The sequence below is a fragment of the Cellvibrio sp. PSBB023 genome (genome assembly GCF_002007605.1).
Taxonomy (GTDB): domain Bacteria; phylum Pseudomonadota; class Gammaproteobacteria; order Pseudomonadales; family Cellvibrionaceae; genus Cellvibrio.
This window is the reverse complement of record NZ_CP019799.1, coordinates 2,361,794-2,386,783: the sequence shown is the minus strand read 5'-3', so window position 1 is coordinate 2,386,783 and position 24,990 is coordinate 2,361,794. Positions and strand designations below refer to the sequence as shown.

General features: G+C 48.4%; 20 protein-coding genes. 10 read left to right on the top strand and 10 right to left on the bottom strand.

The window, feature by feature from the left end:
- Positions 1-81: 81 nt before the first annotated feature.
- Together B0D95_RS10480 and B0D95_RS10475 are read right to left on the bottom strand one after the other, a co-directional pair.
- Positions 82-1,191 (bottom strand): phospholipase A, encoded by a 1,110-nt coding sequence (locus B0D95_RS10480; RefSeq protein WP_078043855.1) that lies wholly within the window; start codon positions 1,189-1,191, stop codon positions 82-84.
- Between the two features lie 159 nt (positions 1,192-1,350).
- Positions 1,351-2,304, bottom strand: coding sequence for a hypothetical protein (locus B0D95_RS10475; RefSeq protein WP_246841571.1), 954 nt, complete (start codon positions 2,302-2,304; stop codon positions 1,351-1,353).
- A gap of 275 nt (positions 2,305-2,579) precedes the next feature.
- Here B0D95_RS10475 and B0D95_RS10470 point away from each other — a divergent pair, with 275 nt between their 5' ends.
- From B0D95_RS10470 to B0D95_RS10455, 5 genes are all read left to right on the top strand, one after another.
- Complete coding sequence (locus B0D95_RS10470; protein WP_168172434.1) at positions 2,580-4,067, top strand: tryptophan halogenase family protein; 1,488 nt, start codon at positions 2,580-2,582, stop codon at positions 4,065-4,067.
- A gap of 223 nt (positions 4,068-4,290) precedes the next feature.
- Positions 4,291-6,699 (top strand): glycoside hydrolase N-terminal domain-containing protein, encoded by a 2,409-nt coding sequence (locus B0D95_RS10465; protein WP_246841570.1) that lies wholly within the window; start codon positions 4,291-4,293, stop codon positions 6,697-6,699.
- A 38-nt stretch (positions 6,700-6,737) separates the two neighbouring features.
- Positions 6,738-9,437 (top strand): TonB-dependent receptor, encoded by a 2,700-nt coding sequence (locus tag B0D95_RS10460; RefSeq protein WP_256386822.1) that lies wholly within the window; start codon positions 6,738-6,740, stop codon positions 9,435-9,437.
- Positions 9,395-9,658, top strand: a complete 264-nt coding sequence (locus B0D95_RS20995) for a TonB-dependent receptor (protein WP_256386821.1) — start codon at positions 9,395-9,397, stop codon at positions 9,656-9,658. Before B0D95_RS10460 ends, B0D95_RS20995 begins: the two co-directional genes overlap by 43 nt.
- Positions 9,659-9,805: 147 nt before the next feature.
- Positions 9,806-11,515, top strand: a complete 1,710-nt coding sequence (locus B0D95_RS10455) for a DUF5597 domain-containing protein (RefSeq protein ID WP_078043852.1) — start codon at positions 9,806-9,808, stop codon at positions 11,513-11,515.
- A gap of 67 nt (positions 11,516-11,582) precedes the next feature.
- Here B0D95_RS10455 and B0D95_RS10450 read toward each other — a convergent pair whose 3' ends face one another.
- Positions 11,583-12,890 (bottom strand): lytic murein transglycosylase, encoded by a 1,308-nt coding sequence (locus B0D95_RS10450; protein WP_078043851.1) that lies wholly within the window; start codon positions 12,888-12,890, stop codon positions 11,583-11,585.
- A gap of 184 nt (positions 12,891-13,074) precedes the next feature.
- On the opposite strand from B0D95_RS10450, the gene B0D95_RS10445 reads away from it, so the two are divergent.
- Both B0D95_RS10445 and B0D95_RS10440 read left to right on the top strand, forming a co-directional pair.
- Positions 13,075-14,661: an alkaline phosphatase gene (locus B0D95_RS10445; protein WP_210403612.1), complete on the top strand. Its 1,587-nt coding sequence runs from the start codon at positions 13,075-13,077 to the stop codon at positions 14,659-14,661.
- A gap of 23 nt (positions 14,662-14,684) precedes the next feature.
- Positions 14,685-15,365 carry a hypothetical protein gene (locus B0D95_RS10440; protein WP_149867897.1) on the top strand — a complete coding sequence of 227 codons (681 nt, stop codon included), beginning with the start codon at positions 14,685-14,687 and terminating at the stop codon, positions 15,363-15,365.
- A gap of 88 nt (positions 15,366-15,453) precedes the next feature.
- Here the strand turns inward: B0D95_RS10440 and B0D95_RS10435 are convergent, their stop codons facing one another.
- From B0D95_RS10435 to B0D95_RS10410, 6 genes are all read right to left on the bottom strand, one after another.
- Complete coding sequence (locus tag B0D95_RS10435; RefSeq protein ID WP_078043849.1) at positions 15,454-16,377, bottom strand: glycerophosphodiester phosphodiesterase family protein; 924 nt, start codon at positions 16,375-16,377, stop codon at positions 15,454-15,456.
- Positions 16,378-16,475: 98 nt separating this feature from the next.
- Positions 16,476-16,910, bottom strand: coding sequence for a DUF2214 family protein (locus B0D95_RS10430; protein WP_078043848.1), 435 nt, complete (start codon positions 16,908-16,910; stop codon positions 16,476-16,478).
- Between the two features lie 109 nt (positions 16,911-17,019).
- Positions 17,020-17,499: a GNAT family N-acetyltransferase gene (locus tag B0D95_RS10425; protein WP_078043847.1), complete on the bottom strand. Its 480-nt coding sequence runs from the start codon at positions 17,497-17,499 to the stop codon at positions 17,020-17,022.
- 111 nt (positions 17,500-17,610) lie between these two features.
- Positions 17,611-17,832 (bottom strand): hypothetical protein, encoded by a 222-nt coding sequence (locus B0D95_RS10420; RefSeq protein ID WP_078043846.1) that lies wholly within the window; start codon positions 17,830-17,832, stop codon positions 17,611-17,613.
- Positions 17,833-18,150: 318 nt separating this feature from the next.
- Positions 18,151-19,866, bottom strand: a complete 1,716-nt coding sequence (locus B0D95_RS10415; protein WP_210403611.1) for a sensor domain-containing diguanylate cyclase — start codon at positions 19,864-19,866, stop codon at positions 18,151-18,153.
- A 36-nt stretch (positions 19,867-19,902) separates the two neighbouring features.
- A complete protein-coding gene (locus tag B0D95_RS10410) occupies positions 19,903-20,997 on the bottom strand; it encodes an NADH:flavin oxidoreductase/NADH oxidase (RefSeq protein WP_078043845.1) in 1,095 nt (364 codons plus the stop codon).
- A gap of 336 nt (positions 20,998-21,333) precedes the next feature.
- On the opposite strand from B0D95_RS10410, the gene B0D95_RS10405 reads away from it, so the two are divergent.
- The 3 genes from B0D95_RS10405 to B0D95_RS10395 all read left to right on the top strand — a co-directional run bounded on the left by B0D95_RS10405 (position 21,334) and on the right by B0D95_RS10395 (position 23,777).
- On the top strand, positions 21,334-21,963 hold the full coding sequence (locus B0D95_RS10405) for a methyltransferase (RefSeq protein ID WP_210403610.1): 630 nt from the start codon (positions 21,334-21,336) through the stop codon (positions 21,961-21,963).
- A gap of 51 nt (positions 21,964-22,014) precedes the next feature.
- Positions 22,015-23,169, top strand: coding sequence for an AraC family transcriptional regulator (locus tag B0D95_RS10400; protein ID WP_078043843.1), 1,155 nt, complete (start codon positions 22,015-22,017; stop codon positions 23,167-23,169).
- Between the two features lie 140 nt (positions 23,170-23,309).
- Positions 23,310-23,777, top strand: coding sequence for a hypothetical protein (locus B0D95_RS10395; protein WP_078043842.1), 468 nt, complete (start codon positions 23,310-23,312; stop codon positions 23,775-23,777).
- A gap of 6 nt (positions 23,778-23,783) precedes the next feature.
- Here B0D95_RS10395 and B0D95_RS10390 read toward each other — a convergent pair whose 3' ends face one another.
- On the bottom strand, positions 23,784-24,962 hold the full coding sequence (locus B0D95_RS10390) for an MFS transporter (protein ID WP_078043841.1): 1,179 nt from the start codon (positions 24,960-24,962) through the stop codon (positions 23,784-23,786).
- Positions 24,963-24,990 lie beyond the last annotated feature (28 nt).

Genomic DNA, 24,990 nt, shown 5'->3' with positions numbered 1-24,990 from the left:
AAGGTAAAAAGGCGCAGCGATTTATCGCTGCGCCTTTTTTATGGGCTCTAGTTTATGGGCTCTAGGTTGATGAACTGTGCGTTAAAACAAATCGGTAAATACAATGCCCAGCGCAAATACTTCCAGGTTGACGTTGTAATCGATAAGGCTGTGGCCGTAGCCATTGAAGTATTTAAGCTGACCGCGCAGGTTGCTGCTGATGGGAAAGCTCCAACCCAACTCAACGGCGCCGCGGCTGTTTGCACTCAGGTTGTTGCGCAGCATCAGGCTGTAGATGTCATCGTCATGCTGATAAGCGGCGTTAAATTCAAATTTCCCCATGTAATCGGTGATATCCGGGTTGTCGTCACCGTCCGGGTCGCCGGGATATTCCTGCGCAGATTCTGGCAGCCGATACCAAGGGTTGAGCGCAAAGGCAAAATTGCCGCGCGAAAACACGCTGTTGAGCATGATCCGGTTCCAACTGCGCGACAGCAGACCGCCCTGACCATTGGATTGGTGATTGAGGATGATGTCATTGAGCACGTTGCGGAAGCCCAAAATTTCCCAGTCATTGGTAAAGCTGAGGATCAGCTCCGGCTGGTGGTCGGTTTCGCGAAAGGGGGCCGAATCGGCTTCGCTGTACAGTTGCCAAAGCGAGTGATTGGTATAGCCCATATACAAGTGGCCGTTTTCACCAAAGATGTCTTCGCGCAGCAGGATTTTAATGCTCAGTTGGAAATCCACTTCGGTCCGACGCAAGTCGCTCAGGGCTTCATTGTCGTTTTCGCGATAGGGGGTCACATTGGGCGAACGGGTATAGCTCGCGGGAAACAGGTAGTTGCGCTTGTGCGGCGTCAACATAAAACGGTTGGAGCGGTTCAGCGCTTCCAGGGTCATGCGGCGCTGGAGTAATTGTTCGCCATTGTCAGTTGCGGAGGCCTTGCTGACTTGTTCCTCCTTCAGTTCGGCCGGTGCCTTGCTTTGCAACTCTTGCTCATACAACAACTGACATGCTTGACGAAGTTCGGCAACGGTCATGGTTGATGCGGCACTGGGGATTGAAGCTTGCAGGCAGGTGTTCATGGCTGCAGGTGGCATGGTGGGCGGTGTTGTTGCCCCGGATGTGGTTTGGGCGCCAGCGGTTGTGCTGAAGAGCGCAACGCAAAGCGGGAAGGCAGCAGGTAACACCAAGGGCCGAACGGAACGCATAAGCAGCTTCTCACAGGGTGAATTTAGCGACAATTAGCCGTGATTCCAGATGCCACATTCTAGGTGTTACGGCTTAAGAGGCAAGCAGTCTACCCTGCTATTGCCATTCTTCTGTGGAATAAATTCCCCTAATCTGTGTATTTCAATTTCCCTCCCCGATCAGCAGGTTTCCAGCCAGAGTTCAATATCCTGCTCGTGCCAGCTGGTGAGCAGGTGCACGCCTTCATCCACTACTTTCAAATACATATCAATAATGTCCGAGGCCAGTACAAACAAACGATGACTATCGGCATTGATCTGGTGGGGATTAACCACATCGTTCTCCACCATGGTGAGCAGGAAATCGAGTTTGATTTCATAGCTTTTCAGTTGGGGCAGCAGGCTCAAATCCTTATCCAGCAAGCCTTCCAGACGTTTAGTTTGATGGCGCAATTTCTCGTTATTCACGCGGGTGCATTGGATGGCGTAGCGCAGTTTGCTGGTGACATCTTTGTCGCAATAACCCAGTGCCGACGCATAGGTCGACAGGGCGCGAATGCGGCCAATTTGCTCGGCAACGGAGGGCATCAGGCGGGTCGAAAAATGCAGAACCTCCAGGTACTTGAAACGGTTTGGGTAGGCTGTGCCTTCTGGTGCGGCATCGCCAGCCGTGCGCTCCTTGTGCGGCGATAGGGCTTGGGAGGTCGGCAGCTCCAACTGTTTACCCAGTGCGGCGACCATGCTCAGTAGTTGTTCGATTAGGTGGCAGTGCAATTCATAGTTATCCACCACGGCATCCTGCTGCCAATCGCGGCTGATGGTCAGCCAGGCATTGCTCAGGTTTTCCCGGTCACGCGGGCTCAGCAGGTTCAGGCTGCGGGCGGCAAATGCCTGTACCAATTCCAGTCGCCGCTCCAGCTGCGCCTGCAACTGGGTGAGCTCGGCGCGAAACAATGCATTGCCACCGAGTGCCCCCATAGACATGCCGCGATGCCGCTGCACGGCTTTAATCATTTGGATGAGTTGCTTTACCAGTGTCAGGGCATCGAGCCGCTGCTGGTATTCCTCGCAAAACAGGGCAAATTGGGGCGATCCCTTGCTGCTTGATGGTGCACCAAGGGGGGCGTTGTGCATGTTGATAGTGCCTGTTGCCATTTTGTTCTACCGCTCTTTTCAGGGAGTTGTGGGGATTCCGGTGCATTTTGGCGCATCAGAAAACCTGCACATGACGATTGCCAGATCTCTAGCCTAAACATTGGCAACAGCCGTGCCAGTTACAAAAATAGGGTTTTGCACAGATGATAAATATTGTGCCAATAAAAAAGTCAGCTTAAGCTTAGTGATCTGGTCTAAATGACAATAATAATTGAGGGCTATAGTGACCAGACTATGAGCCGGGAGTTGTGTCTATGTCATCCAAGCCTGTTTCTCATATTGTGATTGCTGGTGGTGGTACCGCCGGTTGGATGACTGCTGCCTATCTGGCCAATTGGCTGGGAAATACCAATATTCGGGTCACACTGGTCGAGTCGGAATTGATCGGAACCGTGGGGGTGGGGGAGGCAACTGTGCCGGGAATCCACCAATTTATTAAGGATTTAAACATCAGGGAAAGTGAATTTATCAAGGCGACTAACGCGACCTTCAAGCTGGGAATCGAGTTTGAAAACTGGGTTGCGCCGAATCAATCCTTTTTTCATCCCTTTGCCGGGTATGGTGTGCCCATAGAGGATCGCCCGTTTCACAAAACCTGGTGGGCGGCAAAACAGCAGGGCTACAGCGCTGCATTAGCCGAGTTCTGCTTGTGCACACAATTGGCCAAGGCGGGCAGGTTTGCCCAACCCAGTTTTGACCCGGACAGCCGCTTGGCCTGGTACAACTACGCTTATCACTTTGATGCCACATTGTTTGCGAAATACCTGCGTGGCTATGCGGAAGCGCGTCGGGTCAAACGCATTGAAGGCAAAATCAATCAGGTTCAACTTGACCCCGATAGCGGCTTTATCCACTCATTGCATCTGGAATCCGGTGAGCAGATCAGCGGGGATTTATTTGTGGACTGCTCGGGGATTAGCGCACTGCTGATCGGCAAAACCCTGGGGGTGGGGTATGAGGACTGGAGCCAGTGGTTATTGAGTGATTCCGCGCTGGCAGTACAGACCCAATCGGTTGCCGAGCCAGACCCATTTACCCGTTCAACGGCGCGCACGGCGGGCTGGCAGTGGCATATTCCGTTGCAGCATCGGGTGGGTAATGGCTATGTGTTTTCCAGCCAATTTATAACGGAAGATCAGGCGCGTGCAGAGCTGCGTGCCAATCTCAGGGGCGAGCGGGTGACAGAACCGCGTTTAATCCGCTTTACCACCGGTATGCGCCAGGATTTCTGGCACAAAAACTGTGTCGCGATTGGTTTGTCCAGTGGGTTCCTGGAACCTTTGGAATCGACCAGTATTTCGCTTATCCAAACCGGTATTAACAAGCTTGTGGCATTTCTGGTGGACTACGAAATTCAGGAAAAACAGGTCGCCGAGGCTAACCGCCTCAATCGCTTGGAGTATGAGCGCATCCGCGATTTTATTATCCTGCACTACAAGCTGAATGGCCGCACGGAACCGCTGTGGCAGCATGTGCGAGACATGGAAATTCCGGCGACATTGGAAGAGAAAATCGCGACATTCAAGGCTTTTGGCGATATCCAACTGCTGGAAATTGAGTCCTTTACCGAGCATAGCTGGATCAGTATGTTTGCCGGTTTTGCCGTCAATCCAACAGGGCTTACGCCATCACCGGAGCCCGGCAAAATGCAGGCGGTCATGGATAAAATGCGTGCTGCTGTCGGCAAGGGGCGTGATTACGCGCCGTCCCATGCCGAGTTCCTGCAAACTCTGGAGTCCTGATTTGCTCCGGGTTCCACCCATACATCAACTACCCATCTGTCAAGGCGCTATAGCGTTGCAAAACTTACTGGTTTGGTACTGCTTTGTCGCCAAAATGTTTCCTTTCGTAGCACGAAAATGGTGCCATTTTTGTTATAGGTGATAAAACTTGCACCGATAAAAACATTACCTTAACATTGTTTCATATAGTCATATCTACCATATAAAGGCTGTCACTTTCTCCATGATTCTTCCAATCTCTGCTGCTGTGCAATCTGGTCTGCGCGCTGTCGGTGCCTCTATGGTGCTGCTAGTGACGTTTGGTGCCTTGCCGTTGCAGGCGGCAGAGTCGGCATCCATCTGGTTTGATGCTCCCGCGTCAGATTGGGAGCGCGAAGGTTTGCCTATTGGTAATGGTGCCTTGGGCGCAGTGATTGCCGGTGGAGTTGCGCGTGACCTGATCCAATTCAATGAAAAAACCTTGTGGACCGGTGGCCCTGGCGCGGCGGGATACGATTTTGGCTGGCCGGAAAAAGCCCAAGGCGATGCCATTGCAGCAGTTAGAAACACCATCAACACCGAGGGTTCGATTACCCCGGAAGCGGCTGCCAAATTGTTGGGCCACAAAATCAGTGCCTATGGCGACTACCAAACATTCGGCGACCTGATCATTGAATCAAACAAAAATGACAGCGATGTCAGCCGCTATCGCCGTGAGTTATCCCTTGGTGATGCCCAAGTCACGGTCAGCTATGAACAGGGTGGTGTGCAGTATCGCCGTGAGTACCTTGCCAGTTATCCCGATGGTGTAATCGCTGTTAAATATTCGGCAGATCAACCCGCCAGCATTTCGTTCACTGCAAGTCTGCAAGTGCCTGACAATCGCGATTTAAATGTCGCCATCAAGCAGGGGCGCATTACCGCCAGCGGCAAGTTGCACAGTAATGGTTTGCAGTTTGAAACCCAAATTCAATTGCTTAATCAGGGCGGTGAATTAAGGGTTATCGAGGGGAATAAAATTCAAATCACTGCCGCTGATTCGGTGGTGATTTTACTCGCGGCGGGCACTGACTACGCCCAGTCCTATCCACAATATCGCGGCGTGCATCCACACAAACGGTTGCACAACAATATTACCAAGGCGAGTAAAAAAACCTTTGCACAGTTACAGGCAGTACACCGGGCTGACTATCAAGCCCTGTTCAATCGTGTCGCGCTGGATATAGGGCAAAAACCGCAATCGCTAACCACATCGCAATTGCTGGCGGGTTACAAAAAAGGTGATGCCGTATTGGATCGCACATTAGAGGCAACCTACTTTCAGTTTGGCCGCTACCTGCTGATCGCTTCCTCGCGTCCCGGTTCATTGCCTGCCAATTTGCAGGGCGTGTGGAATAACTCCACTACGCCGCCATGGAATGCTGACTATCACGTCAACATCAATTTGCAAATGAATTACTGGCTGGCCGAAACCACCAACTTGCCGGAATTGATTGAGCCTTTTTTTGATTTTGTTGACAGTCTGGTAGTACCGGGCACGATTGCCGCCAAAAAAGTGGCCGGCGCGGATAAAGGATGGACGCTGTTTCTCAATACCAATATTTGGGGCTTTACCGGTGTAATCGACTGGCCCACCGCATTTTGGCAGCCCGAAGCAGCGGCTTGGCTCGCACAGCATTATTACGAGCATTATTTGTTTTCTGGCGATAAGCGTTTCTTGCGCAATCGCGCTTATCCCTTAATGAAAAGTGCGAGTGAATTTTGGTTGGCGTTTTTGGTAAAAGATCCGCGCGATGGCAAATGGATTGTATCGCCAAGCTTCTCACCAGAGCACGGCCCTTTCACTCGTGCGGCGGCCATGTCACAGCAAATTGTGTTTGATTTACTGCGCAATACTCACGAAGCCGCACAGCTCTCAGGCGATAAAAAATTTGCACAAGCCCTGCAAGAAAAGTTAGCACAGCTTGATCGCGGTATTCGCATCGGCAGCTGGGGACAATTACAAGAGTGGAAAGAAGATATTGACGATCCTAAAAATGAACATCGCCATATCTCCCATTTATTTGCTTTGCACCCGGGACGCGATATTAGCGCGCACCAAACACCGGAATTACTCACCGCCGCACGTAACACCTTGAATGCCCGTGGCGATGGCGGTACTGGTTGGTCACAAGCCTGGAAAGTAAATATGTGGGCGCGGTTATTGGACGGCAATCGTGCACACAAAGTGTTGGGTGAGCAATTACAGCGCAGCACCCTGAGCAATTTGTGGGATAACCATCCCCCCTTTCAAATTGATGGCAATTTTGGTGCGAGCGCCGGCATTGCTGAAATGTTAGTGCAAAGCCACGGCGACGAATTGCATTTATTGCCTGCATTACCCGCCAGTTGGCCCAAGGGCTCCGTCACCGGTTTACGCGCGCGCGGAGGTATAGAAGTAGATCTGCAATGGCAAAAAGGCGAATTAACGCAGGCGCGCATTCGCTCACAGCATGCACAAAAAATTTACATCAGAACTTCGCGTCCTGCAGCGGGTTTAACGCTGGAGGACGCAAAGCACGGGAAAATCCTGACGCTAGAGAGCAACGGGAATTCAGGGAGTTTTATGGCACAGGGAGAGGGTATTTATCTCTTATCCAGCAGCGGGAGATAGCTTTAGGGGTAGTTTTATAAAATTAACTGGAGAAAATCATGACATCCAACAATAAGCACAACCTTGGAAAAAAATTCCTAAAAAAACAATTACCAACGTATATCAAATTAGCATCCAGCGTATCGCTGGTTGTCGGTGCCATGGGCGTGGCATCGCACACTTACGCGCAAAATAGCGCCGACGGATTGGAAGAAGTGATTGTTACTGGCCAGCGTGCGAGTATTCAATCTGCACAAGATGTAAAAAGAAATGCGAATGTGGTCGTAGACTCAATCGTTGCAGAAGATATCGGTAAATTACCGGATCGCAGCGTAACTGAAGCACTGCAGCGTGTTCCAGGTGTAACTGTAGGTCGTTATACCAACAACGATGCGGAACACCCTGCAGCAGAGGGTAGTGGCGTTGCTGTTCGTGGTTTGACACAAGTTCGTGCCGAATTAAATGGGCGTGATGTATTCTCCGCTGCAAGTGGCCGTGGTTTAAGCTTTGAATCGGTACCTGCTGAATTGATGTATGCGGTTGATACTTATAAAAGCCCATCGGCAGATATGATTGAAGGTGGTTTGGGCGGTACAGTAAACCTGCGCACCCGTATGCCGTTTGATTCAGATGGCCAATTAGTTAGCGTTTCTGCGAAAGCTAACTATGGTGATCAAATTAAAGAAACAAACGGTGAATATTCCGGTTTGTACAGCAATCGTTGGGAAACTGATGCCGGTGAATTTGGTATCCTCGTCAACGCTTCTACCTCTGATTTGTCTACGCGCTCAGACCAAGTGTATTCCCGAGCTTATATGCCAAGAACTATTAATGGCGATGATGTTTGGGTTTCCAAAGGTGTGGATTGGCGTCGCAACGACCATGAAAGCACTCGTGAAGGTGGTTACCTTGCATTGCAATGGGCGCCTAATGAAAGCACGGAGCTTTATTTCACTGCTTTTCAAACAAAACATGACAACGTGTATGATGAAAATGCTTTTTTCCTTGAAGGCGGCAATGGCGATCAGGCATTAGTACCTACCGCGGATAATGATTGGGTTTACAGCGGAAATGGCGCAATGGAATCAGGCACTGTTACCGTTGCTAATCCTGCGCAATGGGGGCTGGATTTTGGTACCAGTACCCGCTGGGCACAAAATGTTTCCAAAACGACTGACTATGCTACCGGTATAAAATGGTCACCTGATGACTACTGGAAATTTTCTGCCGATTTACAGTACATAAAAGCAGAAGCGAGAGTTGATGATTATACCTTGGGCTTGAAAGTGATTCCTGCTGAAGCTCGAATGGAAGGGATTGGTACTGAAAAGCCTTCTATCATAATCGATGAAGCGTATATGTCTAACTTCGCCAATTACAACCTTGGCCAAGCGATGACTCACTTTGAGCGTAACGAAGCAGATGCGAAAACAGCACGCTTTGATGCAGAATACGATTTTAATGGTGCAGTCATTAAATCGGTAAAAGCGGGTGTCAGATATTCAGAGAAAACGGGTGACAACACTAACACCGACTACGATTGGAATACCCGTTACGCTACTTGGTTTGGATTTGATAAAAACTCAATCCCCAAGGTGACACCAGAGCAAGCAGAAAATTACCTGACTTTATATTCGTTTGGTGATTTCCAGCGCGGTGATGTTACTGTTCCGGCAACGGGTTATTTGTATTCTTCCGAGGCAGCCAGAAATTTCCGAGCAACAACCGACGCGGTCAATGCCGATTGTGAAACTGATGGCGCGTGGTGGTGTGCAGACAGCGTATATTCTGATTGGACTCGTTTGGATAATCCAGAGTACAGAAACTATCAAGACGAAAAAACCGTGGCGATGTACATCATGACCAATTATGGATTTGATGATCTGGCAATGCCAATCGACGGTAATATCGGTGTGCGTGTGGTACAAACCGATATGACTGCTTCAGGTTCTTTTATCGTTAACCGAGCGACTGTTGATGGTGTAGAGGTTATACCTCGTTCAGTAACGCCGCTAGATGCCAAAACCGACAATACTCACGTATTGCCAAGCTTTAACTTGCGTTTGCAAGCGAGTGAAGATGTGTTTGTTCGTTTTGCTGCATCGGAAGCTATCTGGAATCCATCTTTCTCCGATATGCAAGCCAAAGTAACGGTAAGTGCTGATATCGATAATGAAACCGGTGTGATCAAAGGCTTTAACCTGAATCAGGATACCAACCCATATCTCAAACCCATGGAAGCGACACAGTTCGACTTGTCTGTTGAGTGGTATTTCGATTCGAACGGTGGTATGGCTTATGCAGCGCTGTTTAACAAACAAGTCGAAGGCTTCTTTAAGAAAACAGCGGAACCCTACGCAATTGGCAACTACACTGGTCAAGCTACCTGGTTGGACAATGTGGGTAGTGGAGATATCAATGGTTTAGAAATCGGCGTCAATAAATTCTTTGACCAGTTACCTGCACCATTTGATGGTTTGGGTATACAAGCTAACTACACCTACATCGATAGTAAGGCGGATATTCCATTGAATACCCAACCTGTCGGTGGTGATACTGTAGCAGGTGCAGCGCCTGTAGATACTGATCGTTCGGCTTATGGCCAATTGCCAATTGATCAGCTGTCAAAAAATGCATTCAATATTATTGGGATGTATGAGAAAGACAGTTTTTCTGCTCGCTTGGCTTACTCATGGCGCAGTAAATACTTGATTACTTGGGGGGTAATGGTTTTGATCCAGACTTTAATGATGGATTAGGTGGTAAGGCTCGTATCCCTGTATATAACGATGACTATGGTCAGTTGGATGCATCGGTTAGCTATACCTTCCTTGATAATTACACTATTACTGCAGAAGCAAGTAATCTGCTGAAAGAGAAAACCGTTGGTATCATCGATCAAAATGGTGCTGGCGATCACATTGCTTACTCTTACTCGCAAGATGCTCGTTTTGCAGTTGGTATCCGCGCCAGATTTTAATTAGCGCGCTTTAAAACCTTGCCCCACCCGGGGCAAGGTTTTTTTGTTTTTGTCGGTTTGCTTTCCTGTTTTTTCTGCAAGTCTTAATTCATTCAATAAGCGTTAAAAACGCATTCTGCAATCAACACCAACCCCGCATGAGGATTTATGTCAATCGCTACTCTATTTTGTTTGCGCTTAGGGCGTTGTATTACCACCTCGCTACTGCTATTCGTTGCACTGCCACTGTGTGCTGCTGCGCCATTGCCTGAATTAGTAAGTAAGCATGGCCGCCATGCGCTGATGGTGGACGGTGCTCCCTATTTAATACTGGGTGCGCAAACCAATAATTCCAGCAACTACCCGGATGCATTAAAAGACGTATGGCCTTCGGTAGAAAAAATGCACGCGAATACCTTAAGTATTCCGGTAGCGTGGGAGCAGATTGAACCAACAGAGGGCAAGTTTGATTTTTCTTATGTGGATGTATTAATTAAACAAGCGCGTGAGCGCGATGTAAAAGTGGTGCTGCTTTGGTTTGCCACCTGGAAAAATAATGCACCGCACTACGCGCCAGCCTGGGTGAAGTTGGATAACGCGCGTTTTCCTCGCGTAGTAAAACAGGATGGCGACACACTGAATTCAATGTCGCCATTAGGTAAGAATACCTTGGAGGCCGATAAAAAAGCCTTTGTAGAATTGATGAAGCACCTGAAAAAAACTGATAAAGATCACACAGTAATTATGGTGCAAGTGCAGAACGAAGTTGGCACCTATCAATCTGTGCGCGATTTTTCCGCGTTGGCACAACAATATTTCACTGCGCAAGTACCGGCAGACTTAATCCAACAATTGAAACTAAAAAGTGGTAGCTGGGCGCAGGTATTTGGTAAAGATGCCGATGAGTTTTTTCACGCCTATTACATTGCTAAATACTGCAATGAAATCGCTCAAACAGGTAAAGCGATCAAGAACCTGCCGATGTATGTCAATGTTGCGTTGCGCAATCCGTTCAACCCCGGTTTGCCCGGTCAATATTCCAGTGGCGGTGCGACTGATAATGTATTGCATATCTGGAAAGTGGCAGCGCCTGCCATTGATTTAATTGGCCCGGATATTTATTTCCGCGATCACAAAACCGTATCCAAAGTGTTGGAGCTTTATGCGCGTGATGACAACGCGTTGTTTGTTGCAGAGATTGGTAACGATCAACCCTATGCTCGCTATTTTTATTCCACATTAGGTTTGGGTGGCATTGGTTTTTCACCTTTTGGTATGGATGACACGGGTTACACTAACTATCCCTTGGGTGCTAAAGAGTATAACGATGAAACTATCGAGCATTTTGCACAGCACTACCGCGCTATTTCTCCGATGATGCGCGATTGGGCCAGGTTGTTATTTGAAAATAACCGTTGGGGTTTTGCAGAGCCGCTTGATACCACGGGTGATACACAAAAAATTTGGAATGCTGAGGCTACGCCTGCCGAAAAAGAACAGCATGCGAAAGATAAAGCCGCAGCCTTAACCCAAGTGGTGGATGCCGGTTTGTGGGATATAGAAGTGACTTATGGGCGCCCGATGTTTTGGATTGCTCCACCGGAAGGCAATAATCCTGCCGCTGGCGGTGCTCTGGTCGTGCAATTAAGTGATAACGAATATCTGGTAACAGCACACAAAGCGCGAGTGGAATTTAAGCCTTCCAAAGAGCTCGCCAATAAAAAATACATGATCGACCGTGTTGAAGAGGGGCGCTATCAAGATGGTAAATGGATTATGTCTCGGGTGTGGAATGGCGATCAAACTGACTGGGGTTTAAACTTTAGCGATCGTCCGGTTGTCTTGAAAGTAAAAATGGCTGCCTATACAACCAATTAACGCGATTGAAATAAAAAGCCCGGCTGTTGCAACGTAGCCGGGCTTTTTTATTTGCTATTGCACTGTGTTATTCAAGTGCAATTCCAATCCGGCCAAGTACTTCTGCACTGGGAAATCCATCGGCAATCATGCCTTGTTGTTGCTGGAATTCACTCAGGGCGCGGCGAGTGCCGGGGCCGAAAATACCATCGGGTGTGCCCGCATCAAACCCTTTTACATTGAGTTGTGTTTGTAAGGCAATCACCTGGTTGCGATGCAAGCGCGGCGCATTTTCCGGTGGAGATTGCAATAATTTTCCGCCACCGGCAATTTGATCGGCTAATTGACCTACTGCAATCGCGTAAAACTCTGAACGGTTCCAGCGCATAATCACATTAAAATTGTCGTACACCAAAAAGGCTGGGCCTTGGTGGCCAGCAGGAACCAATAAAGCTGCCTGAATATTGTCAGCTGGGAGCGGCGAGCTGTCAGCTAGCGTTACACCGAGCTTGCGCCATTCTATTAATGGTTTGGTATTTTTTAAGCCTGCCTCCAAAAATGGAAAGGATCTTGGTAATTTCACTTCGCGTCCCCAGCGCTCGTTTGGTTTCCAGCCGAGGTTGCGTAAAAAATTTGCAGCGGATGCCATGGCATCCGGTGTGCTTTTCCACAAATCGCGCTTGTTGTCGCCATCATAATCCACGGCGTGTTTTAAAAATGCGGAGGGCATAAATTGCACGTGTCCCATAGCGCCGGCCCATGAGCCAACCATCTGTTCAGGTGCGATGGCTCCTTCATCCAATATGCGCAATGCATTCATCAGTTCGATGGTAAAAAAATCGCTGCGTCGTGTATCGCAGGCAAGCGTGGCAAGTGAATCGATAACCTTGGTGTTACCAAAATAATTTCCGAAGTTGGTTTCAAGTCCCCAAAAGGCCAATAAATAAGGGGCAGGTACACCGTATTGCTGTTCAACGCGATCAAACAGTGCGCGGTGTTTAATCCACAAACTGCGACCTTGGGCAACACGTTGCGCGGTAACACGGCGATTAAAATAATCGGCAAAGGTTGTGGTGAATTCCGGCTGTTGCTTATCTAATTCCAGCACACGTTTATTCAACGCCGCTTTTGCCAGACTGTTGTTTATTACTTTGGCGGAAATGCCTTGTGTATTTGCAAGCTGGGTAAATCGATCGATACAAACTGCAAAATCTGCTTCGTTGATCGCAATCTCTATGGGTTTGGACGTAGATGATGATTGTGTTACCACAGACGGTGGTGTAGCCGACGATGCGGTAGCTGATTGACCGACCACATTTTTCGAGGCAGGTGCCTGAGCACAGGAAAGCAAACCGGTACAACAGGCGAGGGCGATAAGGTGACGCAAATTATTCATAAGGCTATGTATCTTCCCTTGGTTTCGGGTGATAAGAGCCCCTATTGTAAGCTGTTATTGCCGTAAACGTCATTGACTCATCTCGTATAGCGCAATAGCATCCCCGGAATCCTCCCTGATTGTTGTGAATCAGGGGCACATTTGCGCGGTATTGCGCAGTCTATCCCTCTGCCAGGTGTTATTCATGAGTCGTGGTAAACGTTTTTCCTGTGGTCTACTGAGCTTGATGTGTGCTGTAAATGCGCCGTTGTTATGTGCTCAAGCGGCGACCAGCAAAGCTGCTGCTGAATTTAATACCCCTGCTTATTGGTATGACTCGGGGCAGGCAGCACTGCGTGTCGCAAAACAAAATGCTTATGTGGGTGATCGTGCAAAAAATGTCATTTTATTTGTAGGTGATGGCATGGGCATTTCCACCGTAACTGCGGCGCGAATTCTTGAAGGGCAATTACAGCAGCGCGACGGTGAAAGTAATCGCTTGGCATTTGAAAAATTTCCCTATTTTGCGTTGAGTGTCACGGCCAGTGCGAATCAACAGACATCCGACTCTGCGCCCACGGCAACGGCCTTGGTTACAGGTATAAAAGCGAATGATGGTGCTATCTCTGTCAATCAAACCCTGGCGCGCACAGAAAGCAACGCCGATGTTGTGGCTGCCGCGAGTATAAAAACCATTCTTGAACAAGCTGAAATACGTGGGTTAGCCACGGGCATTGTAACCACCGCGCGCGTTACTCACGCCACGCCGGCAACCAATTATGCCCATGTGCCTGACCGCGAATGGGAAGCTGATGCAAATTTGCCCGAGGGCGCGACGGTAAAAGATATTGCACTGCAATTGTTGGAATTTTCCTACGGCAATGGCATTGAAGTAGTGATGGGCGGTGGGCGCAAACAATTTTATGCAGAAACAGAAGCGGACCCGGAATATACGGGTCGCACTGGCATGCGTCGCGATGGCCGCAATTTACATCAAGAATGGTTGGCTAAATATCCGCAGTCGGCTTACGTGTGGAACAAGCAGTTATTTGATGACGTAGACCCGAAAAAGACCCAATATCTATTGGGATTATTTGAACCGTCACACATGCGTTACGAAGCCGATCGCGCACAGGACATTGCAGGTGAACCATCGCTGGCTGAAATGACCCAAAAAGCCATCGCTATGTTGCAACAGCACAAAAAAGGATTTTATTTAATGGTAGAAGGTGGTCGAATTGATCACGCGCACCACGCAGGCAATGCTTATCGCGCCTTAACGGATGCAATTGCATTGTCGGATGCGGTTAAGGCAGCAACGGCAATGACAGACCCGCGTGATACCTTAATTGTGGTTACGGCGGATCACAGCCATACCTTTACCATTGCGGGATACCCTGAGCGCGGCAATCCTATTTTAGGTAAAACGCGAGCAAATGGAGAGTTATCAACGGACACTATGGGATTGCCTTATACGACTCTCGGTTACGCCAATGGCCCCGGTTTTACTGGGGGAAAAAATCGACGCGAATTTAATGGGAAAAGTGAAAGCGCAATTGCAGCCACTTATAAGGGCACAGCCGCACGCCCTGACTTAAGCGATGTGGATACTGCTAGCCCTGCCTATATGCAAGAAGCTACAGTACCTCTCGCATCGGAAACCCACGGCGGCGAAGATGTTGGTATTTATGCATTGGGGCCGAACGCCCATTTATTTCGCGGTGTGCAAGAACAACACATTATTTATCACATCATGACCGATGCCCTTGGTCTGAATCAGCAGAATAAATAATGAAATTTTATTGTGTTTTATTATTGGCTTGCCTGCTCAGCGCTGGATGCGCGCTCCAGAGTGGTGAATTGGGTGAGCCGTTGCCACTTAACGTGAATACAAAAAATCTGCCGCCATTAGCTGCAGAATTTGTCACGACAATCTCTAGTGATACTATTGTTAATCGCGCGAGACTGGTACGTAGTGCCAGCGCGGTTGAATGGTTTTATCTCGCCAACAATACCGGCGAACGCTGGACTAAAACTACAAATGATTTATGGTTTTATAGCAAAATATTTCATGCGGATCGCCAGGTTATCGAATACTCACCAATTGATCTCAATTTGCTTGGCATTCACCAGCAATGGCAAGTATTCGCTATTAACCCGGATATTTTGCGTGTATTAACTCCTATAAAATATGCCTCGGATTTTCACGGCTGGAAAAGTGTTCTTTATGCTGGCGAGGTAAATGGCGTTTTCTATGAAGTTCTATGGTTACCCCAGATATCGCTCGCTGCACGCGTCACCACTATACTGGGCAAACAAAAAACTACGACTGAAGTGGCCCGGTTGTATGTGAACGAAAACGCTCCTTTTTCGCTTAACGATACCAAGCGCTATCGTACAATTGAATACACTGATCTGGGTGATATGGAGCGCGATCCGTTTGTACTAAAAATCCAGCATGAAATGTTTGATCACCATGGTCATTCGCATTTTTAAGTTGAAAAGTCAGCGACGTTTATTCTTGATGATCTACTTTTCATGAGGGCTGGTCCTGCACATAAAATGTGTAAATTAATAAGCCTTATTAACGCAAAATAGTTTTTACGCCGTGAACATCGCCTGTTACTACGCCTATGCCATTTTCAATGTCTAATGTGTGGTCTTGTAGTAATCTGTGTTCTGTCCAAAGGTAGATATCACTTCCATTCTCTTGCGCTAATGCAGCGAATCTTCGCGGGTATCCCCACAGGTATTTCGCTTTGTCTGGTGGAATGAGTATGGGGCGATTCGAGCAAGCTTCCGGGAAGATTCCGCTCCATCCGTACACCATATATTGTTTAACACATTCTTTGGTCGACTCTATGCTAATCACTTTTAGTTTTGGCGCCTCCCGCTGAAACCAATTCACTCCTTTTTCGCTTGAAATGATAACGAGATCTGATAGCCGATCTCCATATCTAGACCTTAGCAACTCATGCAGTGCCACAAAGGATGCCTCATCATTATTCTTGAGGTTGAACCAAAATTCTTTATGTGGGTACTGATCTAAAATCGTTGTTAAATGGCTTATGCGATATCCTTTGTTCCTAAACGGAAAGTGTTGTCCATCATCAAAGGTATAACCGTAACCTGCATCCAGTTCGGTAAGTAGACTGGCCTCGCTTGCGGCTACCTCTCCTTTGCCATTTGTAGCACAATCTAATGTCCAATCGTGGAATAGCACAAAGTTGTTGTCTTTTGATCGATGAATATTAATGTGGATAACATCGAATCCTGCACTATTAGCATCCCTGATTGACTCAATGGTATTTTCGATATGAGCATTTTCGGACTGAACGATAACCTTGGCGGTACAGCCATCTTTTCCAAGCTTTTTATAGTCGACAATTTGCCCTCCACCGCGGTATGCAACTAACTGGCCGGACTCCTTCAGTTCTGGTGTGTTAATAAAAATAAATATAAAAAACCCACTAATCACACTTAGGAGTATCGAAAATATTTTAAACATGGGGCTCCCTGATAATGTTAATAGGGGTAAAAACTTTCAATCTGGTTACTTAAAATAAGTATCGCGCAGTGATTTTTTAGATGCGAGGTATGTGGTGATTATGCTAAGCCAATACCACGTGCCATTAATACCGCAAGCAGAGGAATTGCGATTAATAATGCCGCTTCAACCTTAATAATATATAACACATAGCTAGGGGTGCTTATTACCGCTTCAGTTGATTTTCGGTTTTTCAATAAAAACCAAGTGGGAAAAATTGAAATTATCGCAATTAGAAAAAATATTGTTAGCTTGATATGAAAAATTGGATTCTTTGTGTAAAACTCACTGGGTTTTCCAAAGCTACCCCAAAGCAAGCCACCTGAAATCAGAACAATAACTGCACTGATGCCAAGCAAAGCATCAACCCATAAAAGCTTTTTTAACTGAGCATTAGTTAAGGTGCGGGAAAAAGAAATTAACTCATAAAACAGTGTTGCGCTTAGCAATATGATGCCCAAGAAATGAATATATCTAATGTATAGGTCTTCCATTTTTTACTCCTATTAAGCTGCAAGCTCGAACGCTGCTATGTTGTGGTAAAGATGAGCGAGAAATACACCTTTATAAAGTTAAATACCATTAATATGTAAAATAGTGCTGTTATACATTGTTATCTAATAATCTACTTATAGCGATTTCATCTAGCCTTGCGTGGCGCACTTCTTCAAATATCTTTGCTCCTAGATATTCATAAAATTCTGTTCCATTTTTATTGTCGCAAGCAACAATCCAATCAAGGCGACAACAGCCATTTTCTTGAGCAATGAAGCATAGTTTTTTTATAAGGGCTTTCCCAATGCCCATGTTTCTATACTGCGGGTAAATAAAAAGATCATCAAGCCAGATTCCTGGTTTGGCTTTGAATGTAGAGTAGATATTATAATAAGTCGCTATCCCAACCAGTTGTGAATCAATTTCAGCAACGATTGCCCATGATTTGGGAGAAGTACTAAAGAATGCTTCGGTGATACTTTTTTCTGTTGCTAATAATGAATCAAGGTGGTTATCAAATTCAGCTTTTGCTTTTATTAAAGCAAGAATTTCTTTTGTGTCCTTAATTTCAGCTTGTCGAATTTTCATTTTTTCAGGTCCTTTTAATTTGCTTTTTTGGGTCCGTTCAGTGCGAATGTATACTTATGTGTGATGGTCAATTGTGGGGCTTGATAAGTCCGTGCGCTGGGTGTTGTAGGGCTAGCATATCTTCTTTGCCAGGCTAAAAAATTTCCTTTTTAGCCTTTGTTGTAAGTTTTTTCCTATAGGCTCCCACATTGCTTGGCATGCCAAAGAAAGTGTTTGAACTTGTGCCTCTAGCTGCTCAACGTTTGCTTGTGCGAGGCTTGCTTTAAGATCTGCAGAATCTGCTGATTGACGAGTGCTTTTTATTTGCGATTGCTGTAGTAAGTCCCAAAGCATAGTATTTCTCCAAGTTTGACATTGTTAAGATCACTGTTGTGCTTCCCTATGTCGATTAAGTGTCAACAATATTATGTTTGAACGACTTGTGATTGATAGGGTTTGTTGCTTTACTTCTTCAAAATTGAATAAGTGGGTTGACAAAAGGGGGCCTGAATATGTTACAGCTTCCCTCGCGCCAGCACCTAAACACAGCTCGCGAAATGTTCTAATTTCAATGTGCGGCGCAGTTCACATGGCAAGAGATAAAGATTAGTTTGCCAATTTGATTCCGAACTATATCCTCCTTGCTTTTTATTTTCATCTGCAAGGAATGAATTACTGCTGTCCGTAAGCAACTACGCGGTTGCGGCCAGAGGCTTTGGCGGTGTAGAGGGCTTCGTCGGCGCGTTGGATGACTTGGGTGGTGCTTGAGTCGTTGGGGTGCCAGGTGCTGCTGCCGATGCTCATGGTCATGTGACCCACGCTGGGGAAGGGGGCGCTTTCTATAGCGGTACGAATTTTCTCGGCGACGGTGCGGACTTCGGTTTCGCTGGGGGCGTCGGGTAGTATGACGACAAATTCTTCGCCGCCGTAGCGCGCGACAAAGTCGGTGGCGCGAGTGTTATTGGTGATGAGTGTGGCGATTTGTTGTAACACGGCATCACCCACGGGGTGGCCGTAATTGTCGTTTACTTTTTTGAAGTGATCGGCATCCAGTAACAAAATGGAAAAGCCGCGCCCGGTGCGTTTGCCCATGCGTGCGCAGTCTTCCAATTTTTCATCAAAGCGACGACGGTTGTTGGTGCCGGTGAGTGGGTCGATAGTGGCAAGGTGTTCCAGTAGTTTATTGGCGGCGGCCAATGCCTCGGTGCGCTGCAATACTTGTTGTTCCAGTGTTTGATTGAGCAATTCCAGTTCGCGTTCGCGGGTTAACAGGGATTCCGTCATGGATTGCATGGCGCTACTTAACTGCGCGACTTCGCTCAAGCTGGTGTCGGTAGGGTAGCGTGGTGCGCTGGTGTTGAGTTTTATGCAGCGTGCGGCGGCAGCAAGTTGTTCAATCGGTTTACTAATAGTTTGTGCTAAACGCCAAGCCAACAGTGAAAATAATAATACGGCGATTAATGCCAGAATAAAAAAACGGGAGTACATGGCGTATATGGGAGCCAATGCATTTTCCAGCGGTTGCCGCACCACAATACGCCAGCCGAAATTACTGTTTGAACGTGCATCTACCGTGACTTGGCTGGTCAGGTAATCGCGCCCGTCATCCCAGGTGACGATGGAGTAATGTTTATTGTGTGGCAAATTATCGGGCAGTCGGCTTACACCTGCCAAGGCTTGTGGGTAGAGCACGTTGCCGGTGCTACTGACAATCAAAACTTCTGAATCACTTGCGTGCTCGCGGCGATTGGCAACGGCCTGTACGGTTTCAGTGACCCAATTCCAGTGGGCGTGTGCCGCTACAACACCAACCAATTTGCCTTCGCGATTGTGGATAGGTGCGGCGAAATCGATAAAGCGCAGCGGTTCATCGGCGTGTGGATTGGGGAGGAGTTTGGCGAGCAAGAGTGCTTCGTGAACATCACCGCTGTATACGCCTTGTAACCCGGCGATAAACCAGGGGCGCTGTGCGACCGATTGGCCTACCAGCATATTATTCGTCGCTTGAATAACAGTGCCTTCCGCATCGACCACACCTAACCAGGCAAATTCATTGCGCATATCCAAGCGGCGATCCAGTGAGCTTAAAACATCAGGATCACTCAAGTCGCCGCGCACAAAATGCGGCGCTTGGCTAACCAGGGCGATATCCATTTCGCGTTCGTACAGGTTGGCTCCCAGCAGCTCGGCAGCGGCCATGGCATTGGCGTGTATGGCCTCGCCGGCGGTCACTTTTATTTGCGTCGCTGTTAGCCAGCCTGCGTAAATACCAACGCTGAGCAGGGTAAAGAGTGAGAGCCCGCCAAACCACAAGGCGAGCCTGATGCGAAAGCTATTGTGTTTAAACAATGGATGGCCTTTTGCGTGGGGGATGTCACCATAATACACATTTTCCCCTCGCAAGATAACGTCATAAAACTGCAATCAGCTTCTGTAGCGCTCGAGCCAATGGGCGTAGGGTGCGGGCAAAATCCACGCGGATTTTTCTACGCCTAATTCGCGTGCGGCGTGATATGGCCAGTGCGGATTTGCCAGGTGCGGGCGACCAATCATGACCAGATCCAATTGCTGATTAGCAATAGCCTGTTCGGCCAGTTGTGGTGTGCTAAACCCCCAGGCGGATGCAACGGGTAAGCCGGTTTGATTGCGCACTTGCTCGGCGATCGGGGCAAGAAATGCAGGTGCCCAGGGGATATTGGCGGTTGGTGTTGAAAAGCCAATGCTCACACTCAAAAAGTCGAGGCCATTGGTGCGGAATTGTTTGCTCAACTGAATGGATTCCGCGAGGGTTTGTTCGTCGCGACCATCGTATTCAATCACGCCAAAGCGCGCCGCCAGCGGTAAATTTTCTGGCCACACATGGCGCACCGCGGCGAGTGTTTCCAATAAAAAGCGGCTGCGGTTTTCCAGGTTTCCACCGTATTGATCTGTGCGTTGATTAGCGTGGGTTGAGAAAAAACTTTGCGCGAGATAACCGTGGGCAAAATGCAATTCCAACCACTCAAAACCGGCAGCGCGTGCGCGTTGGGCGGCAGCGGCAAAATCGGCGGTGACTCGGTGGATATCGGCGAGGGACATTTCCTGTGGCACTTGGCTAAGGTCGCCACCAAAGGCAATCGCCGAGGGAGAAATGGTTTGCCAGCCGCGCGCATCGCCAGCGGTAATATGGTCGTCGCCTTCCCAGGGGCGATTCGCACTTGCTTTGCGCCCGGCGTGGGCAATTTGAATGCCGGGCACAGCGCCGGCTTTTTTGATGGCGGCGGCGATTTGCGCAAGACCGGGGATGTGATCATCACTCCACAGCCCCAGGCAACCGGGGCTGATGCGTCCCTCGGGGGAGACACCCGTTGCTTCCACAATCACTAACCCGGCACCACCGCGCGCCATGCCGGTGTAATGCGCAAGGTGCCAGTCATTACTCAGGCCATCTATCGCGCTGTATTGGCACATAGGGGGTACGGCAATACGGTTGCGCAGTTCAATATCTTTGAGGGTAAATCGGTCAAATAAAACGGACATTGGCTTCTCCAGAAAAGGGCCTTCCCACGCAGTAGGGGTTGGGGGCTAGGGTAGAGGCTTCTTGGGGATAAGCATAATCAGCTTTTGTGATCTTGCTGATAAGTTTTGCTTATGGTTGGTGTGGTGATTGAGACTCGCAATGCTTTGGGTATTGATAATTGTTGGGTGCTGCTGCTATCCAGCGTCAGTGTTTGTGCAATTAGTCATGGCGTAGTGTGCGCAATACTGTTAAAAAACGGTAACAAATAGTTCATAGACTGCGTGCATGAAATGCCGGCTTGTCGATTGTTGGGGGAAGCCGGGTGCCCAATGCGTATTGCCAATAAAGGATTCATCGTGCCTGAACTTATCGCCCCTCCGGTTAAACACACATTGAGTGCCTATGGTGTGTGGTTGTTTACCGACAAAAATCCCACCCTTAAAAAAATCAAAAAACGTGTAGCGCCCAGTGTTCATGGCGATCGCCATTGGGATTCCAGTTATCTGCTAATGGATTATTTCAGTGAGCATCGCCCACGTAAAAATACACGGGTGCTGGATGTGGGTTGCGGTTGGGGGCCTACGTCGATTTTCTTTGCACGCCAAGGCTGCAAGGTGACGGGCATGGATGTAGATACCGATGTATTTCCCTTTTTGGATGCCCAAGCCGATTTAAATGCGGTCAAAGTGGAAAAGTTAATCTGTTCCATGAAGCAGATGAAAAAGAAAGATCTGGCCAATTACGATGTGATTGTCGGGGGCGATATTTGCTTTTGGGATGAGCTGGCCGATGAGTGGTTTGCCATGCTCAAGCGCGCGGCATCGGCGGGGGTGAAAAAACTCGTACTGGCTGACCCGGGGCGCCAGCCATTTTTGGATCTCATCGATAAGTGCGACAAAAAATGGCCCACCGAACATTTGATTTGGCTGGCACTACAACCGAAAAAATTTGAAGGCAGCCTGATGATTGTGACCTTGAACGACTGATAGCGGTACACTGGCGGGCTTGGATGCTTAGTCAGAGGTCATCACGGCACAATGCAAGAGTTTTATAACAAAGTCTTTATGGGTGGTATGAGCCTGTTATTGGTTAGCCTGCTATTGGGTTATGCCAGCGTCAGCCGTACCTACCTTTATCTACCTTTGGTGCCTGCAGGCCAGAGCGGGATGCTGTGGCGGGCGGTGACCCGCACGGATGCCAACAAAGGCGGTGCATCTGAGATAAAAATACACGATGAGCAATTCAGCCTGAGCTATGACTTTACGGTCGTTAAACAGGCGCAATACCCTTATGCTGAAATTGCGCTTGAGTTTGTTGATGCCTCCGGTGCACCCACCCTGATTGATTTAACCGCCTACGATTCCATTTCTTTCAATATACGTTGCTCGCTAACCAATACCATGGTGTTTAGTGCCTGGACCGTGGAGGAAGGGTTGTCGGTGAGCGATGATTTGGGGAGCTACCGCGCCCCCGGCGCATTTTTTTCCTGTACCGAGGTATGGTCGCGTATCAACCTTGACCTTTCACGGCTTGAAACACCCCAATGGTGGTTTGACCTGCACCAGCTCGATTTGTCGCGCCAGCAATATCAACTCAATAAAGTGCCGCGTATTGCCATTGGTTCCAGTTTTCAAACCCCTACCGACAAGATGGTGTCGGTACTGATAAACAACGTCACCCTGTGCGGGCGCGATTGGCGCTACCTGTATTTTTTTGCGGTGTTTTTGGTACTGGCATGGGGTGCTTTTGCGGCCTGGCTATTTAAACAATATACCCGCAGCCTGATTGCCAGCCTGGCACAGAAGCAGGAGCGCGACAGACCTTTGCTGGCTTACCAGCAGCTATCCATTGCACCGCTGCGCGATAGGGAGAAGACCGCCATTTTGCAGTACATGGCGAGCGAGTATGCCAACCCTGAGCTGGATCTGGACACCATGGTGGCGGCGATCAATGTCACCCGAGCCAAGATTAATGACATCCTCAAGTCCGAGCTGGGTTATACCTTTATCAGCTATTTGAACAAGTTACGCTTAACCGAGGCGGCGCGCTTGCTGGCTGAAAAACCCGAGGCTAATGTTGGGGAAATTGCCGGGTCAGTGGGGTACAAAAATACCTCTTACTTCAACAAGCTATTTAAAGAGGAATACGGCTGTACCCCGAAAACCTATAAAAGTGTTTGTAAAAAACAGTAAATTCCACGCGCTAAAATTAGCAATTAAATGAAAAATTTTTCAACTTTTGTATCAGTACAGCAATTTTAAGTTAAAGCGTTATTGTGCAATAGGCGCGCTTACTACACTGGCACTTCATTTATGCCGTGTGACTCATAACTATGCGCGAATTGCCTGACGTAATTACCTCAATACTCATCAACCACTCTGCCAATTTCTTTTTTGTTATCCGACCTCTGGATTATGACGGCGGCAGGGTTCGCCTCAGCTTTGTGCTGCGTAGCGAATTTGCCAAAACCAGCCACATTACCAGTGCGCTTGGGTGTGCATTGGATTGCCTTGCCCGTGCGGTGGGATACCAAGCCCTGGGCTACTGCGCAACGACGGAGTCCGAAGTCAGCTTTCACGATGACGCCTTATCGTTGGATGGGCCTCAGACCTTTATCGCCGAGGCGATGCTGGGGCTTACAGATAATAATCTGGCAACTTATACCTCCAGCATTCATGTTCAGGACGGCGGTCGCCACAAGCTGATTGTTAATGCCTCCGGCACATTGAAGCGTCAGCATGCCAATAACCTCAGGTATATAGCCGACTGGCGTCAGCTAAAGGGGGCTTGCGCTGGTTAGATGGCTCTAGCAGCATGGCGCCGGAGCTTGTTGCGCTCGTTGATGGCGACTGCGCATAAACCACACAACCATTATCAGCCCAAGGATCGCGGTCGCTGCACCTGCTAAGGGCACATAGCTCAATCCCAAACCTGTTTTGATCATGGCAGCGCCCAGCATCGCACCCAAGGCATTACCCAGATTAAACGCGCCTATGTTCATCGCAGCCGCTAAATTGGGGGCTGCTTTGGCTTCCTGCACCACTAATGACTGCAATGGCGGCACCAGTGCAAAACTGGCGATTCCCCACAAAAAAATCACCGGGACAACAATCATCTTTGATGAGAGTGCGATTGAGAAAATCGTTAATAGCAAGGTCACTGCGACCAGCGAAACGATCAGCGTTAAGTCCAGCGAGCGATCGGCAAAGCGGCCTCCCAGGTAATTCCCTACTGCCAAACCTACACCGTACAACACCAGCATAGCGGTGACAAAAGCCGTTGAGGCCTGAGTTTCATCCTGCAACATGGGCACAATGTAGGTAAAGACAGTGAACATAGCGCTTGAGCTGACCACGGTTAACAGCAGCGCCGCTAAAACCGATCCTTTGGTCAGAACCCTCAGCTCATTACCCACATTGGCTTTACCTTCATTGGCGAGGGGTGGCAGTGACATACGCAACGCCAGCATGGTGATTACGCCTATGATGGCCATTGCAAAAAAAGCAGGGCGCCAGCCAATCGCTTCACCAATATAAGCAGCTAAGGGAACGCCCCCTATAGTCGCAATGGTCAAGCCGGAGAACATGGCGGCGACTGCACCAGCCCGCTTTTCAGGCGGCACAATACTCATGGCGACCACAGAGCCAACCCCAAAAAAAGCCCCGTGATTGAATGAGGTGACAATTCGCCCAAACAACAACAGGTTATAACTATCCGCCATCGCAGAAATCAGATTGCCCAAGGTAAAAATTCCCATGGATAGCAGCAGCAGGTTGCGGCGGCTCATGTTGGCAAAAACCAGGGTCATAAAGGGAGCCCCGATCAGGACACCAAAGGCATAGGCACTGATCAGCATACCCGCCGTTGGAATAGAAACGGCTAAATCTTCGGCAATGATTGGCAGCATCCCCATGGGGGAAAACTCGGTCACGCCTATGCCAAAAGCTCCCAGGGCAAGGGCGAGTAAAGGAATATTGATTTTCATGCAAGGTCTCGATAATTTGTGATGCCGA